Annotated in this window: 13 protein-coding genes and 1 pseudogene; 12 read left to right on the top strand and 2 right to left on the bottom strand. The window is 37.0% G+C overall.

All coding sequences use genetic code 11. From position 1 onward, the window contains the following. Positions 1 to 127 precede the first annotated feature (127 nt). The 9 genes and pseudogenes from COL05_RS08435 to COL05_RS08395 form a co-directional block, all read left to right on the top strand. Positions 128 to 319: pseudogene (locus COL05_RS08435) on the top strand (hotdog family protein); the annotation flags it as partial. 117 nt (positions 320 to 436) lie between these two features. Further along, the gene (gene plsY / locus COL05_RS08430; RefSeq protein WP_098668272.1) at positions 437 to 1,069 is read left to right on the top strand and encodes a glycerol-3-phosphate 1-O-acyltransferase PlsY; all 633 of its coding nucleotides are present in this window, start codon (positions 437 to 439) and stop codon (positions 1,067 to 1,069) included. 903 nt (positions 1,070 to 1,972) lie between these two features. Further along, on the top strand, positions 1,973 to 2,890 hold the full coding sequence (locus COL05_RS08425) for an ABC transporter ATP-binding protein (RefSeq protein WP_098668271.1): 918 nt from the start codon (positions 1,973 to 1,975) through the stop codon (positions 2,888 to 2,890). Further along, positions 2,887 to 3,639, top strand: a complete 753-nt coding sequence (locus COL05_RS08420) for an ABC transporter permease (protein ID WP_098668270.1) — start codon at positions 2,887 to 2,889, stop codon at positions 3,637 to 3,639. The genes COL05_RS08425 and COL05_RS08420 overlap by 4 nt, the downstream gene beginning before the upstream one ends. Positions 3,640 to 3,651: 12 nt before the next feature. Further along, positions 3,652 to 4,383, top strand: coding sequence for an ABC transporter permease (locus COL05_RS08415; protein ID WP_098668269.1), 732 nt, complete (start codon positions 3,652 to 3,654; stop codon positions 4,381 to 4,383). A gap of 22 nt (positions 4,384 to 4,405) precedes the next feature. Continuing rightward, positions 4,406 to 4,756, top strand: coding sequence for a YxeA family protein (locus COL05_RS08410; protein WP_071680150.1), 351 nt, complete (start codon positions 4,406 to 4,408; stop codon positions 4,754 to 4,756). A 368-nt stretch (positions 4,757 to 5,124) separates the two neighbouring features. Beyond that, positions 5,125 to 5,838, top strand: coding sequence for a response regulator transcription factor (locus tag COL05_RS08405; protein ID WP_098668268.1), 714 nt, complete (start codon positions 5,125 to 5,127; stop codon positions 5,836 to 5,838). Beyond that, positions 5,839 to 7,257: a sensor histidine kinase gene (locus COL05_RS08400; RefSeq protein ID WP_098668267.1), complete on the top strand. Its 1,419-nt coding sequence runs from the start codon at positions 5,839 to 5,841 to the stop codon at positions 7,255 to 7,257. A gap of 75 nt (positions 7,258 to 7,332) precedes the next feature. Further along, on the top strand, positions 7,333 to 8,766 hold the full coding sequence (locus COL05_RS08395) for an IS4 family transposase (protein ID WP_098668266.1): 1,434 nt from the start codon (positions 7,333 to 7,335) through the stop codon (positions 8,764 to 8,766). A 184-nt stretch (positions 8,767 to 8,950) separates the two neighbouring features. On the opposite strand, the gene COL05_RS08390 is transcribed toward COL05_RS08395, so the two are convergent. Beyond that, on the bottom strand, positions 8,951 to 9,169 hold the full coding sequence (locus COL05_RS08390) for a hypothetical protein (protein WP_142337401.1): 219 nt from the start codon (positions 9,167 to 9,169) through the stop codon (positions 8,951 to 8,953). A 495-nt stretch (positions 9,170 to 9,664) separates the two neighbouring features. Between COL05_RS08390 and COL05_RS08385 the strand changes: the two genes are divergently transcribed. Both COL05_RS08385 and COL05_RS08380 read left to right on the top strand, forming a co-directional pair. Continuing rightward, on the top strand, positions 9,665 to 10,648 hold the full coding sequence (locus COL05_RS08385; protein WP_098668265.1) for an RNA-binding protein: 984 nt from the start codon (positions 9,665 to 9,667) through the stop codon (positions 10,646 to 10,648). A gap of 9 nt (positions 10,649 to 10,657) precedes the next feature. After that, positions 10,658 to 11,584, top strand: a complete 927-nt coding sequence (locus COL05_RS08380; protein ID WP_098668264.1) for a hypothetical protein — start codon at positions 10,658 to 10,660, stop codon at positions 11,582 to 11,584. A 17-nt stretch (positions 11,585 to 11,601) separates the two neighbouring features. Here the strand turns inward: COL05_RS08380 and COL05_RS08375 are convergent, their stop codons facing one another. Continuing rightward, on the bottom strand, positions 11,602 to 12,531 hold the full coding sequence (locus COL05_RS08375; RefSeq protein ID WP_098668263.1) for an AraC family transcriptional regulator: 930 nt from the start codon (positions 12,529 to 12,531) through the stop codon (positions 11,602 to 11,604). Positions 12,532 to 12,708: 177 nt separating this feature from the next. Between COL05_RS08375 and COL05_RS08370 the strand changes: the two genes are divergently transcribed. Beyond that, positions 12,709 to 13,740: a Gfo/Idh/MocA family protein gene (locus COL05_RS08370; protein WP_098668262.1), complete on the top strand. Its 1,032-nt coding sequence runs from the start codon at positions 12,709 to 12,711 to the stop codon at positions 13,738 to 13,740. Positions 13,741 to 13,747 lie beyond the last annotated feature (7 nt).

Genomic DNA, 13,747 nt, shown 5'->3' with positions numbered 1-13,747 from the left:
ATTTCAATACTTAGTTATATAATCAAATAATAGTACTAGATACTAATTATTGTCAATATTCAAACATTTTACTTCTGGAAATTAAACTAACTAAAATATCTAGCTATGGTATAAAGGAGAGACATTCATGCTCAATATTCAACAAATTGAAGAAATTACTCCCCATCGTTATCCCCTTTTATTAATTGATCGGATCATTGAAGTAGAAGAAGGAAAGCGTGCAGTTTAGATCCAAAATGTTGTAACTAAAGAAGGATTTTTTATCTGTCATTTTTCTAACTATTCAGTCATGCAAGGCGTCCTTATTGTAGATGCCCTTTTAACATGAATAAATAAGTAGAAGTTTATTGAAAAATTTTCTGGAGAAGAACAATGCTAAAACCCTGTATTGATGTAGAAAAAAAGAAATTCAGAATAATGTAAAGGGAGAAGAGTGATGATGGATATTTTAAAGATTTTTGCGGCCTTAGTTTTTGGTTATCTTTTAGGAAGCCTTAATACAGCGGTGATTGTAGGGAAAATATACGGCAAGGATATAAGAAGCCATGGAAGCAAAAGCGCCGGGCTTACCAATACTCTGAGGGTACTTGGGAAATCTGCTGCGGTGTTTGTTCTTGCGGGAGATATATTAAAAGGGGTAATTGCCTGTTATATAGGCTTGTTCCTTAGCGTTTACTTTTATTCGGGAGAGGCTAAAGATTGCGTAAGCCTTTTAGCGGCGGGCGCAGGGGTGGTTATAGGGCATAACTGGCCGGTATATTTTGGGTTTAAAGGAGGCAAGGGAGCACTTACAGCAGTGGCTGTACTGTTTATGATTGACTGGGTTATGGCCCTTTTATGCCTTGGCTTTTTTGTGATAATAGTAGCTTTAACCCGTTATGTCTCTTTAGGTACAATATGTGCTACATTGCTTGTCGCGGTCATTTCATTTATTCCTGTTTTTGAGAATACCTTATATTTTTATATATTTGCATTCCTAATGGCGTTTATGGTTATTTTCAGGCATATGGAAAATATACAAAGGCTGCTTTTAGGAACAGAAAATAAACTTATTTTTCCACAGCGTTGAGCATGTCGTCAAAATAGAAAAAATTGGGGTTAGTTAACCGTTTAAGAGGGAAGGCAACGATTCTTTACTTTTGGAGCCACTCAAGAAAAATGTACTTTATAATCCTATTTTTGGTATATCTCCTACCTTAGTAGCAATAAAAGGTTAATATAAGTCATCACATCATGCGTAAATATTAACGTACACATTGAATAGAAGAAATCAAAAAATACGTTATCCTTTCCTATGATTCTACAGAAAGAATAACGTATTTTTTATTTTAGGGGGGATTTTGTTTTATTAGCTTGATAGCGATGGGGTACCGCCAGCATTTCGGAAAAAAACACGCTAAGCAAAAATATACAATAAGCTGTCCATATGGACAGCTTATTTACATAATTATCGTTATTGGAAGTTGATTAAGGGGTTCAGTCCCGAAAATGCAGATTTACAATGCTAAGCTACTTACAATGTTAAAACCGTGTCTCAATAGGNNCCTATTGAGACACGGTTTTATACCTTAACGTTGTAAATTCGCAAAATCTTGACGCTACCCCATGGCTATCAAGCTAAGAAATGCAAATACCCCCAAAAACGAAAAAAGTGAACCTAATTATCAAAAATAAAATTGCTCTTTTCAATTCTTCTCATTTCACGTAAAGCAGCAGCTAGTTTATTTTACCTTGTTTAGGATTCTAAATTCCCTACGATAAGCGACCCAGACACTTTTCCTTCTCGATGGAATGGGGTAAACGGAGTACATCATCAAACTTTATTTTAATTCAACAGTTGGTTAAGATTTTAATACAAATCAAGTGATTTAAGGTTGATGTAAGGTTCTCTTTAGACTGGAGAAAGGTGGACGCATTACAGTTGAAAGAGAAGAAAAATATCTAAAAAACTTGAATGGAGCTGACTTTTCATATGAGTGTTTCGGCTATTGTACAAACTCAAAACCTGTCCAAAACGTATGGGGCTATTAACTGTGTAAATAAAGTTAATCTTCATGTTCAGGAAGGAGAAATCTACGGGTTTCTGGGTCCGAACGGAGCAGGGAAAACAACCACGCTAAAAATGCTGTTAGGACTCATCAATCCTTCTGAAGGGAAAATTAAAATTTTCGGGGAAAGCCTGGATAAACAGCGCTCATCCATTCTGCAACGTACCGGATCGCTGATTGAATCTCCCTCCTACTACGGACATTTGACAGGGCTTGAGAATATGAAAGTCATGCAGCGCCTCCGGAACGTTCCAGATAAAAATATACATGAGGCGCTTCGTATCGTACGGCTAGAAAATCAGAAAGACAAAAAAGCTGAACAATATTCACTAGGAATGAAGCAACGGCTGGGAATTGCAATGGCTCTGCTCGCCTTCCCAAAGCTGCTGATTCTCGATGAGCCGACGAATGGTCTTGATCCCGCTGGCATTGGTGAAATTCGGGAGCTTATTAAATCATTACCCGCACGCTATGGAATAACTATATTACTTTCCAGTCACCTACTCTCCGAGATAGAACAAATCGCTACCTCAGTAGGTATTATTAGTGAAGGAAATTTGTTGTTTCAAGGCAGTATGACAAACTTGCGGAAAAAAAATAGAAACGCCATCTTTATGAAAACTGGGAACAATGCCAAAGCTGAGCAGATACTTTTCACTCAAGGATATAGTCCAGTCAACAATGGTGGCCGGATTGAGTTGGGCAATCTTCCGGATACAGAAGTAGCGAAAATGAACAAATTGCTTGTTGAACATGAAATTGCTGTCACTCGGATTGAGGAGCAGAAAAAAAGCTTGGAGGATATTTTCCTGGAGTTTACAGGAAAGGAGCGGAGCTTGTGATCAAACTATTAGAACTGGAATATTTTAAAATCCGTCGAAAAAAAATATGGATCATGATTATACTATTTCTTGTTGTGGAGATGCTGTGGGCCTTTATGTCCATTAGTAGGTCTATTGCAAGCAATCCGGATAACCGCGTTTGGGAATCTATTTTTTTTAGTATATCTTCCATGAATGGCCTTTTTATGCCGATTATTTCGGCCGTTGTTGTCTCACGTATTTGTGACATGGAGCATAAGGGAGCGACTTGGAAAATGCTTGTTGCTACTAGTGTGGAACGTGGACAACTTTATGCAGCGAAGTATATATGCATTAATAGTCTGCTACTGTATGGTATCTTTGCACAAGTCTTATTCATAATATTATTCGGACTAATAAAGGATTTTCCTGGCACTTTTCCTATCGAATTGCTAATCTGGTTCATTGGAGGTAATCTACTAACGACTCTCGCTGTTACAGCACTTCAACAATGGATTTCTTTCTCCATCAAAAACCAGTCCTTTGCGCTTTGCTTGGGTATGTTGGGTGGCTTTATAGGAATGACCGCTGGGCTATTTCCGGCTGCTATTAGACATATTTTTATTTGGTCTTACTATTTGGAGCTCAGCCCGGTTACTTATCTGTACGCCGAGTCTACGGGCTCTTATATGATACAGCCAATGAACTTTGAAATTGTAGTAGGTGCGTTGATTATGACCGTCCTGTTTTATATCGCTGGACGCATCCAGGTAAGTCGACAGGAAATCTAAGGAGGGAAGTTAATGAAACGAAGTATTTCTGCTGAATGGCTGAAACTAAGCCATTCCCGGATTGGTCTTGTAATCGCTGTACTTCCAATCATAAGTATGTTGATTGGAAGTGCGAATTATTATTTGAACCAAGGCGCCCTGCAAAATGGTTGGTACAGCTTGTGGACTCAGGTCAGCCTGTTTTACGGTGTTTTTTTCTTACCTATTCTGATTGCCATCTGTTGTTCCTACATATGTAGGCTGGAGCATTTAAACCGAAATTGGAATATGATTATGACTTCTCCCGTGTCGGTTGCCAATGTGTTTCTTGCCAAATTGATTATCGTTAGTATTTTAATTTCGTTCGCACAAGGACTGTTCATGGGACTCTACTGGCTTATAGGCACCTTGTTCTCCTTACCTGGCCCATTTCCTGTAGAGACTGTAGATTGGGCGATACGTGGATGGTATGCTTCTCTGTCCATTAGTGCTTTGCAATTGGGACTGTCGCTACGGATTCGCAGCTTTGCTACACCGATTGGAATAAGTCTGTGTGGGGTTTTTATCGGTTTAGGCATGTATATTGGTAAGTTTGGAATATTATTCCCATTCTCATTGCTCAACATTGGTATGAGTGTCATGAGTCAGGATAAGTTGACCGACATGCAGAACTTTCTGTTTTGGGTGATCAATATGGCTTTCGTTATTATTTTTGCATCGAGGTCAATCCGAAGGTTAAAGAACAAAGACATTGTTTCATCCTAATTGAGCTTAGGAGGAATTTATAATGAAAAAAATATTGTTGGTACTAGGGTTCATCATAGTGCTTGGAGCATGTTTGTGGATGTTCTTCTTCACTCCGGAGAAGCTTACACCTGACAATCCTGCAGGGAAAACTGTCTATTACACAAAGATAACTGGATCTGGCGTTCAAGGTGAGAATGGCCGTTATGACTATGAGTTGATTGCTTATGATGAGAAAAAAAAGAAAGAAAAACTAAGTTTTTCAGCAGGAAAGAAATTGAGAGAAGGAGCTTATGTCCAGCTATATTATACAATGATTCGGGGCGTTACGTATTGGAAAGAGGTTAGCTTCGAGGAGCTGCCTGAGGCGGTGCAACAGCAGTATCGAGAATAATAATGATTTGAAAGAAGAAGGGAATGTCCTATAGCAATCAGGTTACGAACAATAATGTAACAAGAAAAAATTCCATCTTTATTCATTTTTACACTGAATAAGGATGGGATTTTTTGTGTTACCGTACAATGTCTCTTCCAAAGATAAACTAAATACTTTTCGCCCATAACGATTAAACAATGTCCCTACCAAATATCTAAACAAAATTGCTGTACTATACGGTTCTAAATAGTGAAGTCAAAAAATGAAACAGGAGGCTTTCCCAGCTTATGTGTTCGTTTCGCTTTAAAAAAGGAATCAAGGGGTGAATATGAATTGAAACACCAATAATTCCCTTTTTTGTGTATAATCAAATGAGGTGATGTAAAATGGAAAATTTAAAAGACAAAAAAATATTAATTGTGGACGATGAACAGGAAATCAGAATAATGATTGAAAGATTTTTAAGAACAGATGGATTTTTTCGCATTTATACTGCTGCTGATTGCGCTTCTGCTCTGTCAATTTACCACGCAAACAATCCAGATATCGTAATTCTGGATGTTATGTTACCTGATGGTGATGGATTTTCATTACTGTCTTCCATTAGGCAGTTCTCGGACACACCGGTCCTTTTTCTCTCCGCGCGGGGCGAGGATGAAGATCGATTACTTGGATTGGGCTTGGGGGCGGATGATTACATGGTGAAGCCGTTTCTGCCACGCGAGCTGGTATTGCGGCTCATGGCGATTCTAAAACGTGTATACTCATCCTCAGTAGCAGAGCGTCTATCTATATTCAAATTAGGAGAACAGATCGTAGACCTTGAAAGCGCTGTCGTACACAGGGGACAGAAAGAGATGCCATTGACGGCAAAGGAGCATGCCATTCTTGTGAAGTTGTATGAAAATCAGGGACGAATCATTACAAATGATGCCCTATGTCAGGCTGTTTGGGGAGATGACAGCTACGGTCTCGAAAATACATTGATGGTTCATATCAGGCGGATACGTGAAAAGATTGAGCTGGATCCTTCCAAACCAATCCATCTTCTCACCTTCAGAGGGCTTGGATATAAACTGCTAGTGAAGGAGATATATTGAGTGGAAGGGATTACTCGTATATTACGACGGTTTGTCACGACGACCATCCTTGTGTCGATATTTGTTCTTATTTTTAATTTCGTACTACTAGGCACTCTGGTGTTCAATGAAACTAATCAACAAATGTCTCCAGAAGGTTTACTTAAGAAGATTTCTCAAAGTCTAGACAAACAGGATAACAACTATCATTTGGACGAGAACACCGCCAAGATTTTGCAGCACAATCAAGCATGGGCTATGTTGATTGGTGAAGATGGTTATGTGCAATGGGATTATCATTTACCTAATGATGTTCCGAGATTTTATAATTTAGTCGATGTAGCTAAGTTCTCGCGATATTATCTTTTGCAATACCCTGTTTATACTTGGGAACATGAAAATGGCCTAATTGTGGTCGGATATCCAAAGGAAAGCCACTGGAAGTATCAATTTGCCTTTCTTTCTGATTGGTTAAGAGAGATGCCCTTGCGGCTTGGGGTACTGCTACTCTTTAATGTGGGGATAACTCTGCTGATTTCTATTGTGATTGGCACGCGTCTCATAAGAGGGATACGTCCTCTTGTGTCAGGAGTCCACAATCTTGCTAGGGAGGAAGTGGTTCAGTTGGATTCCAAGGGAATATTTGGTGACTTGGCTCAAAGTATTAATTCTGCGTCGACTAAGCTCCAGAAGAAAACGGACGCGTTGAAGGCACGAGATGAAGCTCGTTCTAACTGGATTGCCGGGATTTCTCATGATATCCGGACTCCACTCTCGATTATTCTCGGTTATGCAAGCGAAATGGAGGATAATTTTGACTTGCCGGAGGAGCAGAGGCAGCAGGCTGGTATCATCCGGCATCAGGGCGAGAAGCTACGCTCACTTGTAAGTGACCTGAATCTAGTTTCCATGCTTGAGTATGAAATGCAACCCTTGCATTTGAAGCACATCCGTCTATCAGTTTTGGCGAGACAGGTTGCCACGGATTTTTTGAATAATGGGTTGGATGACCATTATGACATTGATTTGAAACTGACTGTTGAAGCGGCTCAGGTCATTGGGGACGAGAAACTGCTTCTTCGTGCAATCAGTAATCTCGTCCAAAATAGTGTACTGCATAATCCACAGGGATGTGCAATCATATTGGAAACCTCTCTATCTAAGGACCGCTCCCAGTATCGCTTTATTGTAAAGGATAATGGACGAGGAATCCCAAAGGAGAATTTGACGGAGATTACCGAATTACCTTATTCATCAAGGAGAAAGCGGACTGTCCAGGAAGGTCATGGTCTAGGAATTCCGATGGTGGCAAGAATTGTGCAGGCCCATCATGGCCGTCTAATTCTTGCAAGCGGTGAGGACCAAAGAGGTCTAACAGCTGCCATAGAATTACCTGTACATTATGAAAAAAGGGATCCTGCTGCAGGCCCATCAAGCTAAAGAGAAATTGTATCCATAAAACGAAAAAAACGTTATTCTTTTTGTAGAAATATACAGAAAGGATGACGTTTTTGTATGAATTTATCGATTCAAGATGAGTTTCATTTGTTTGCTGAAGAACTACAGCGATATCTATCCCCACATATTCTTCAACAACTTGCACAAGAGACAGGTTTTGTAAAACGTAAAAGTAAGTATGGCGCACAAGATTTGGCTGCTTTATGTATTTGGATCAGTCAACATGTAGCAAGTAGTTCTCTTAATCGATTATGTAGTCAACTTTATGCAAATACAGCTACACTCATGAGTCCAGAAGGACTTAATCAACGTTTTAACCGATGCGCTGTTTTATTTCTACAGCGTGTATTTTCTCTTTTAGTCAAAAGCCAACTAAACGATTCTTCTCAAATTTCCAATCAATACACTTCTTATTTTCAACGTATACGTATTTTAGATGCTACTATTTTTCAGGTCCCCAATCATTTGGCTCCTATTTATCCTGGTTCAGGAGGATGTGCACAAACAGCTGGTATTAAGATTCAGCTAGAGTATGATTTACATAGTGGAAAATTCCTCAATTTTCAAATGGAACCAGGTAAAAATAATGATAAAACCTTTGGTACAGAGTGTTTAGATACCTTACGCCCAGGAGATTTATGTATTCGAGACTTAGGATACTTTTCTCTAAAAGATTTAGACCAGATGGATCAACGAGGTGTATTCTATGTTTCACGGTTGAAGTTAAATAATAGAGTATATCTGAAGAATGAATCTCCAGAATTCTTTCTGGATGGAACAGTAAAAAAGCAATCTTTATATGTTTTACTTAACCTTGAAGATATTATGCATCAGATAAAACCAGGAGATACTTATGAAATTCGAAATGCCTATATTGGACAACAAAAATTACCCTCGCGAGTTGTAATATACAGACTCACATCAACTCAAATTCATAAACGTAGGAAAAAGCAAACTTATGTTGAAAAGAAAAAAGGAGTTACATACTCTGAAAAAAGTAAACGTTTAACAGAAATCAACGTTTATATTACCAACATACCATGGGAAATTGTTCCGATGGAACAGGTCCATGATATCTACTCACTACGTTGGCAAATAGAGATTGTATTTAAAACATGGAAATCTCTTTTTGGTATCAATCATTGTCACAATATTAAGCGAGAGCGTCTAGAATGTCATCTTTATGGACGGTTAATCGCTATTTTTCTCTGTTCTTCCACTATGTTCAAAATGCGACAGCTGTTACTACAGAAAAAACAAAAAGAATTAAGTGAATATAAAGCAATTTATATGATTCAAGATCATCTGTACTTAGTATATGAAGCTGTACAAAAAGACACCCAAGAAGTATCAAAAATTTTCCTTCGTCTGTTTGACCTCTTACAGAAAAATGGACGGAAATCTCACAGATATGAGAAAAAGACAGTTTTTGATATTTTAGGTGTCGTTTATCGATGTACTGTATCCAATCTAAAGCAGAAAACTGCATAATCTTTAAAAATACACCTTATCAAGGTTTATTTGGTATGCTTATTTTTAAAAACAAATAAACAAAATATCAAGCATGTAGGCAACATGAACGGAAGTTCATAGGAAACCCAGCCTTAGCTTGATGGACATGTGACGCTACCCCTATGTTGGAGTTTTACTGTTATCTATTCATAGAAAGCACTTACTAAGAACAACACACTATAGCATCATCAAATGCATCTTCTGGAATATATACTTTATTGCCCTCTACTTTATATGGAATGTTATTTCTTTCTAGCCTTTCTGTGTTAACAGTTTCTATAGTGTCGCCCCATTTTACATATTTTCCATTGTATTCTTTTTGACAAGCAGACAATATGAATAAAATAGATAGACAAAAAATCAGTATCAAATTATTTTTCAAAGTCTTTGTCTCCTTTTAATTCCATTTTATCAGAAGGGATATTGTATAACACCATGTATATTCTATACATGTGAAGTTAACATAACGTAACATTATCGGTAGCAAGAAAAAGGCGAATCCCCACTTTCAAAAGGGAACCTCCTTTTTTTGTTCTATGGATCTATGCATTTTTTTATACATTCCTATCCTAGCACGGTGTTAGGGTTCGTGTTTGTTACTGGATTACCCGAAAAATTGTATAAAATTATGCATACTCTTAGCGTATTATCTTTCTGAAATGCTGGCAGTAGAGCCCAAGTAAGACTGTATTCTAGATTTTGATTCAATCTATAGCAAACTTATGATTTTAAAATTATTCTTGCATTTGAGTCGGAATACCATTATATTTGTATTAATAACTATATAAATAAAACATAATTTACGTGAAGGACACACCTTACGTACCATCCCAACGGTACAGGTGTGTCCTTTTTTACGTTCTAGGAGGAAATTATAATGGCAGAAGATAAGACAAACACTCAAACTGTAGAAGAACTTGGAATGGCTTTTGAATCAGAGACAACACAAGGTAACACACCCTCAGAAACAAACTTTAATCAATTTGAGCGAGTACGTGAACATGAACTAGAGGAATTAGCCCGTATGAAACGTGAGCGTACTGTAGGAAAAGGTTTGATTACAGTCGTATCCGAAAAGCTATTCCCGACTAAAAACGGAAAGTCTGAGCGTATACAAGTACTTACAATGCAAATTGGTACTCATACAACAGCGTATTGCCCTATTACAGAGGCAGGTATAAATGTTCCTAAGAACCCTCAATGGCTAGTGGGTAGAACAAAGCCTGTTATCATTGAACACTTCCAGAAAACTGAGGAAGGTAACTTTGCTGTTGTATCTATCACAGCAGGGGAATTGGCACTTCAAAAAAGATTATATGAAGAAGTAACAGCGCAAGAAGGGAATAAGGTATACACTGGAACCGTTTCAGGACATATTCCATCTGCACAAACTGTCCTAGTTGAAGTTCATGGCGTAACGGTAGGTGTAAGGTATTCACACTGGTCCTATACATTCGTTCGTCCGGAGGATATTATCATTGGTGATGTTATAGAACTTATCATCGATAAAGTAGGAGAAAAGAATGGCCGTTATGAATTTAGAGGAAATAAAAAGAAATTAGAAACAGATCCAATGGAAAAATTGTTAGAACTAAAGAAACGCCGTGACCGATTTGTAGGTAAAATTGTAGGGGTAGACGCTATTGCGGGTATTTTTGTAGAGGTTGCACCAGGAATTCAGTTTAAAGGACTTAAAAGTCGAAATCTTGCTAATCCAACGGTGGAAGATGCAAAAAATCAAACGATTGTTACATGTGAGCTGCTTAATATCGACGCCAAAAATAGAAAAGGAACAGTGCGTATCCTAAATTATCCGCAAGGACAAAGTAAAAAATCTAATTCGTCAATTTTCCAATTTTAATGGATGACCATGCGTACAATAGAGAAACAATTGTCTACTTATGTCCCTTCTATACCTCATTTATCAAGTGAGGATGTACAGGGACTTAAAATATATCGAATACATGAGCTGGATAAAACCTATGTATTCCATTCTTTTGACGAATTGGTTAAGTTTAAGCAGCGTTTGACAGAAGAACAGTATGCCGTACTTGCTTTCGTTGGTGTTCATACATCTGTTCGATTTAATCATTTATTATATTTATTCAAGAATAAATATTCGCGTAAGAAAATAAATGATGCACTTCAAGGATTACTTTACTACCGTCTAATTGAAAAATGGCAAGTGGAGAGTTTTGATATGGAGATCTTTGAAGAAACATATACGTTATCCGACAATGGTTACAAGTTTTTAAAATACTGGCAAGGAAATATGTTTTTCTTTGCTCCTGAACGTATTGATAATCACGGTAAATATGTTCATCTACGTTATTGGCACGATATAGATTTAATCTGCCATCTACGTTATACTCCATCGTTTTTAGGGCATATCATGCATCCATCTATTAGTAAAGGGATTTTTACCCCTCCTTTAAGTTTTGCAGTGCAAGGCGGAGTAAATCATAAATTTAATTTCGTTGTATACTCCACTCTATTAACAGATAAAAAGGATCGTTTAAAACGAATTATTGCTCGATGGAAAGATTTCGTAGAGTCAGGAAAAGATGTTATTATGCAAGATTTAGGAAACAATCCTACAGTCTTAGTTATATATGTTTCTACTGAAAACCAAGCAAAGCAAATTAATAATGAACTATTACTCGACCTGCTCCCTGGTAAAGTATTGTTGTGTATAGGAGAAACCTTACATATACAAGGATTACAACATGCATTTTACCAGCCCCTTGCAGAAGGGGAGATTAAACAATTAAATACAAAGCTATTCGCAACACACTAGGCCACCCTTACAAGCTATTAATTTCTTTTAAGGGTGGCTTGTTTACTGCTTTGTATTCGCTGCTTAAACTCCTTTGGTAAACAGTTATTCTCTTTTTTAAACAACTTATAAAACTGTGACATGTTTGCAATTCCAACTTCACATCCAACATTTGAAATACTAAGGTCACTTGTTATTAATAAACTTTCTGCTTGTTTGATGCGCTTATAATTTACATAATCCAAAAAGGAAATACCCATAATTCTTTTAAAGTATTTTATGAAATAATGATAGCTTAAATTTATTAATGCACATGCTTTGGTTACGGTTATCTTTTCTCCTATATGATCTTCTACATAATCAAGTACGGGTTTTAAACGAGCCAAGTCGTCTTGTTCACTATAATTTAAAATGTTATGTGTATCATTTCTTACTAGTATTAAAAGTAATTTCTTAATGGCAGCACTAATTGCGATTTCATATCCGTTTATTTTCTTTTTTGATTCTGTAAAGATTTCTATAATAAGAGCATAAGCCTCATGTTTTACCACTTTATTTTGTTCAAAAATATAGTTTAACTCATTTAGAGATTTTGTTTGTTCTGAAAAGCAATGTAAATATTGTATAATGCTTCGGTCAAAGTGTTGTTTTAAATTTACTTGAAACACAATGTAGTGTAACGAATCTGCAGAAGTTTTATGTGACCGATGCAACTCAGATTTCCCCAAAATAAAAACATCCCCAGGGCCAAGAACAATATATTTATCTTTATTTTGTATACCTAAATATCCTTCTATAATTGCTAAAAACTCAATCTCTTCATGATAATGCCAAGGGGCACTCTCAATTTGATCATAATAAGAAGTTTCCATAACAATGTCCCATACCTTTAAAAATAGTAATGGATTTTGATAAGTGACCTTTTCTTCAATTGCTTCAGTAAGTTTATTATAAATCCCTTCTGTCATAGACGTTTACACCTCCTTGTTAGCAATATAACACCTTTATCAAAATACGATAAGTAAGTTGTCTTATTTCTAATAGAAAAAGGCAACTTTTGATATAAACATAACGATATATGGCATATTTTTTAAGTAGAAAAATTTCTATAATAATTTCAAATCGAGCAAAAGGGGGATATGATAGTGAATATTTTAAAAGTAGGTGTTATTGGCTGCGGAAGCATCGCGCAGTATCGTCATTTACCAGAATACCAAGAAAACCCATATGTGCAGATTGTAGCTGTTTGTGACAGTAATAAACAACGCGCAAAAGAAATTGCCAATAAATATGGTGTAAATATGTACACTGACTTTAACGAGCTTATCAATTGTGAAGAGTTAGATGCAGTCAGTGTCTGTACACCAAATGATTTACATGCATCAATCTCTATCGCTGCTTTACAATCAGGCATTCATGTACTATGTGAAAAGCCAATGGCGACGTCAAAAAAAGACGCGCAAAAGATGATTAATGCTGCTGAAAAAAACGGTAAAAAGTTAATGATTGGTCATAACCAGCGCTTTGTCGCTTCTCACCAAAAGGCAAAACAGTTGATTGAAAATGGAGAAATTGGAAAAATATATAGCTTCCGTACAGCATTTGGTCATAGTGGTCCTGAAAATTGGAGTGTAGACGGAAAAGAGAGCTGGTTCTTTAAAAAAGATGAAGCGTTTCTTGGTGCAATGGGTGATTTAGGTGTACATAAAGCCGATTTAATTCGGTATATCCTGAATGAAGAAATTACAGAAGTTGGCGCCTTTGTTGAGACGAGCGCAAAAACATTTTCTAATGTAGATGATTGTGCAGTATGTGTGTTGAAAAGCGAAAGTGGTATTATCGGATCACTTGCAGCAAGTTGGTCTTACGTTAGCAAAGAAGATAATTCAACAATTATTTATGGTGAAAAGGCCACTCTTCGCCTAGAAGATGATCCAACTTACTCACTCATTCTTCAATATAAAAATGGTGAAGTTGTAAAATATGAGCTTGATAAAATTCAATCGAATGCTGTAGTTAGTCAAAGTAATTCACATGTGATTGAGCGGTTTGTAGAGTCCATTCTTTCTGATAAAGAGCCGTTAATTAATGGCGTAGAAGGAATGAAATCGCTAGAAGTCATTTTGGCAGCCATACAATCAAGTGAAACAAAACAAATTGTTACAATTCCATTATGAGAAAAGG

This window comes from Bacillus sp. AFS059628, assembly GCF_002571225.1.
Taxonomy (GTDB): domain Bacteria; phylum Bacillota; class Bacilli; order Bacillales; family Bacillaceae_G; genus Bacillus_A.
The sequence above is the reverse complement of the archived record's forward strand: the minus strand, read 5'-3'. Positions and strand labels throughout refer to the sequence as shown.

Bases quoted from the DNA above. Each gene is read 5' to 3' on its own strand.
- COL05_RS08415 (WP_098668269.1), top strand. From the start codon at position 3,652: ATGAAACGAAGTATTTCTGCTGAATGGCTGAAACTAAGCCATTCCCGG.
- COL05_RS08385 (WP_098668265.1), top strand. From the start codon at position 9,665: ATGGCAGAAGATAAGACAAACACTCAAACTGTAGAAGAACTTGGAATG.
- COL05_RS08410 (WP_071680150.1), top strand. From the start codon at position 4,406: ATGAAAAAAATATTGTTGGTACTAGGGTTCATCATAGTGCTTGGAGCA.
- COL05_RS08395 (WP_098668266.1), top strand. From the start codon at position 7,333: ATGAATTTATCGATTCAAGATGAGTTTCATTTGTTTGCTGAAGAACTA.
- COL05_RS08405 (WP_098668268.1), top strand. From the start codon at position 5,125: ATGGAAAATTTAAAAGACAAAAAAATATTAATTGTGGACGATGAACAG.
- COL05_RS08375 (WP_098668263.1), bottom strand. From the start codon at position 12,531: ATGACAGAAGGGATTTATAATAAACTTACTGAAGCAATTGAAGAAAAG.
- plsY (WP_098668272.1), top strand. From the start codon at position 437: ATGATGGATATTTTAAAGATTTTTGCGGCCTTAGTTTTTGGTTATCTT.
- COL05_RS08380 (WP_098668264.1), top strand. From the start codon at position 10,658: ATGCGTACAATAGAGAAACAATTGTCTACTTATGTCCCTTCTATACCT.
- COL05_RS08425 (WP_098668271.1), top strand. From the start codon at position 1,973: ATGAGTGTTTCGGCTATTGTACAAACTCAAAACCTGTCCAAAACGTAT.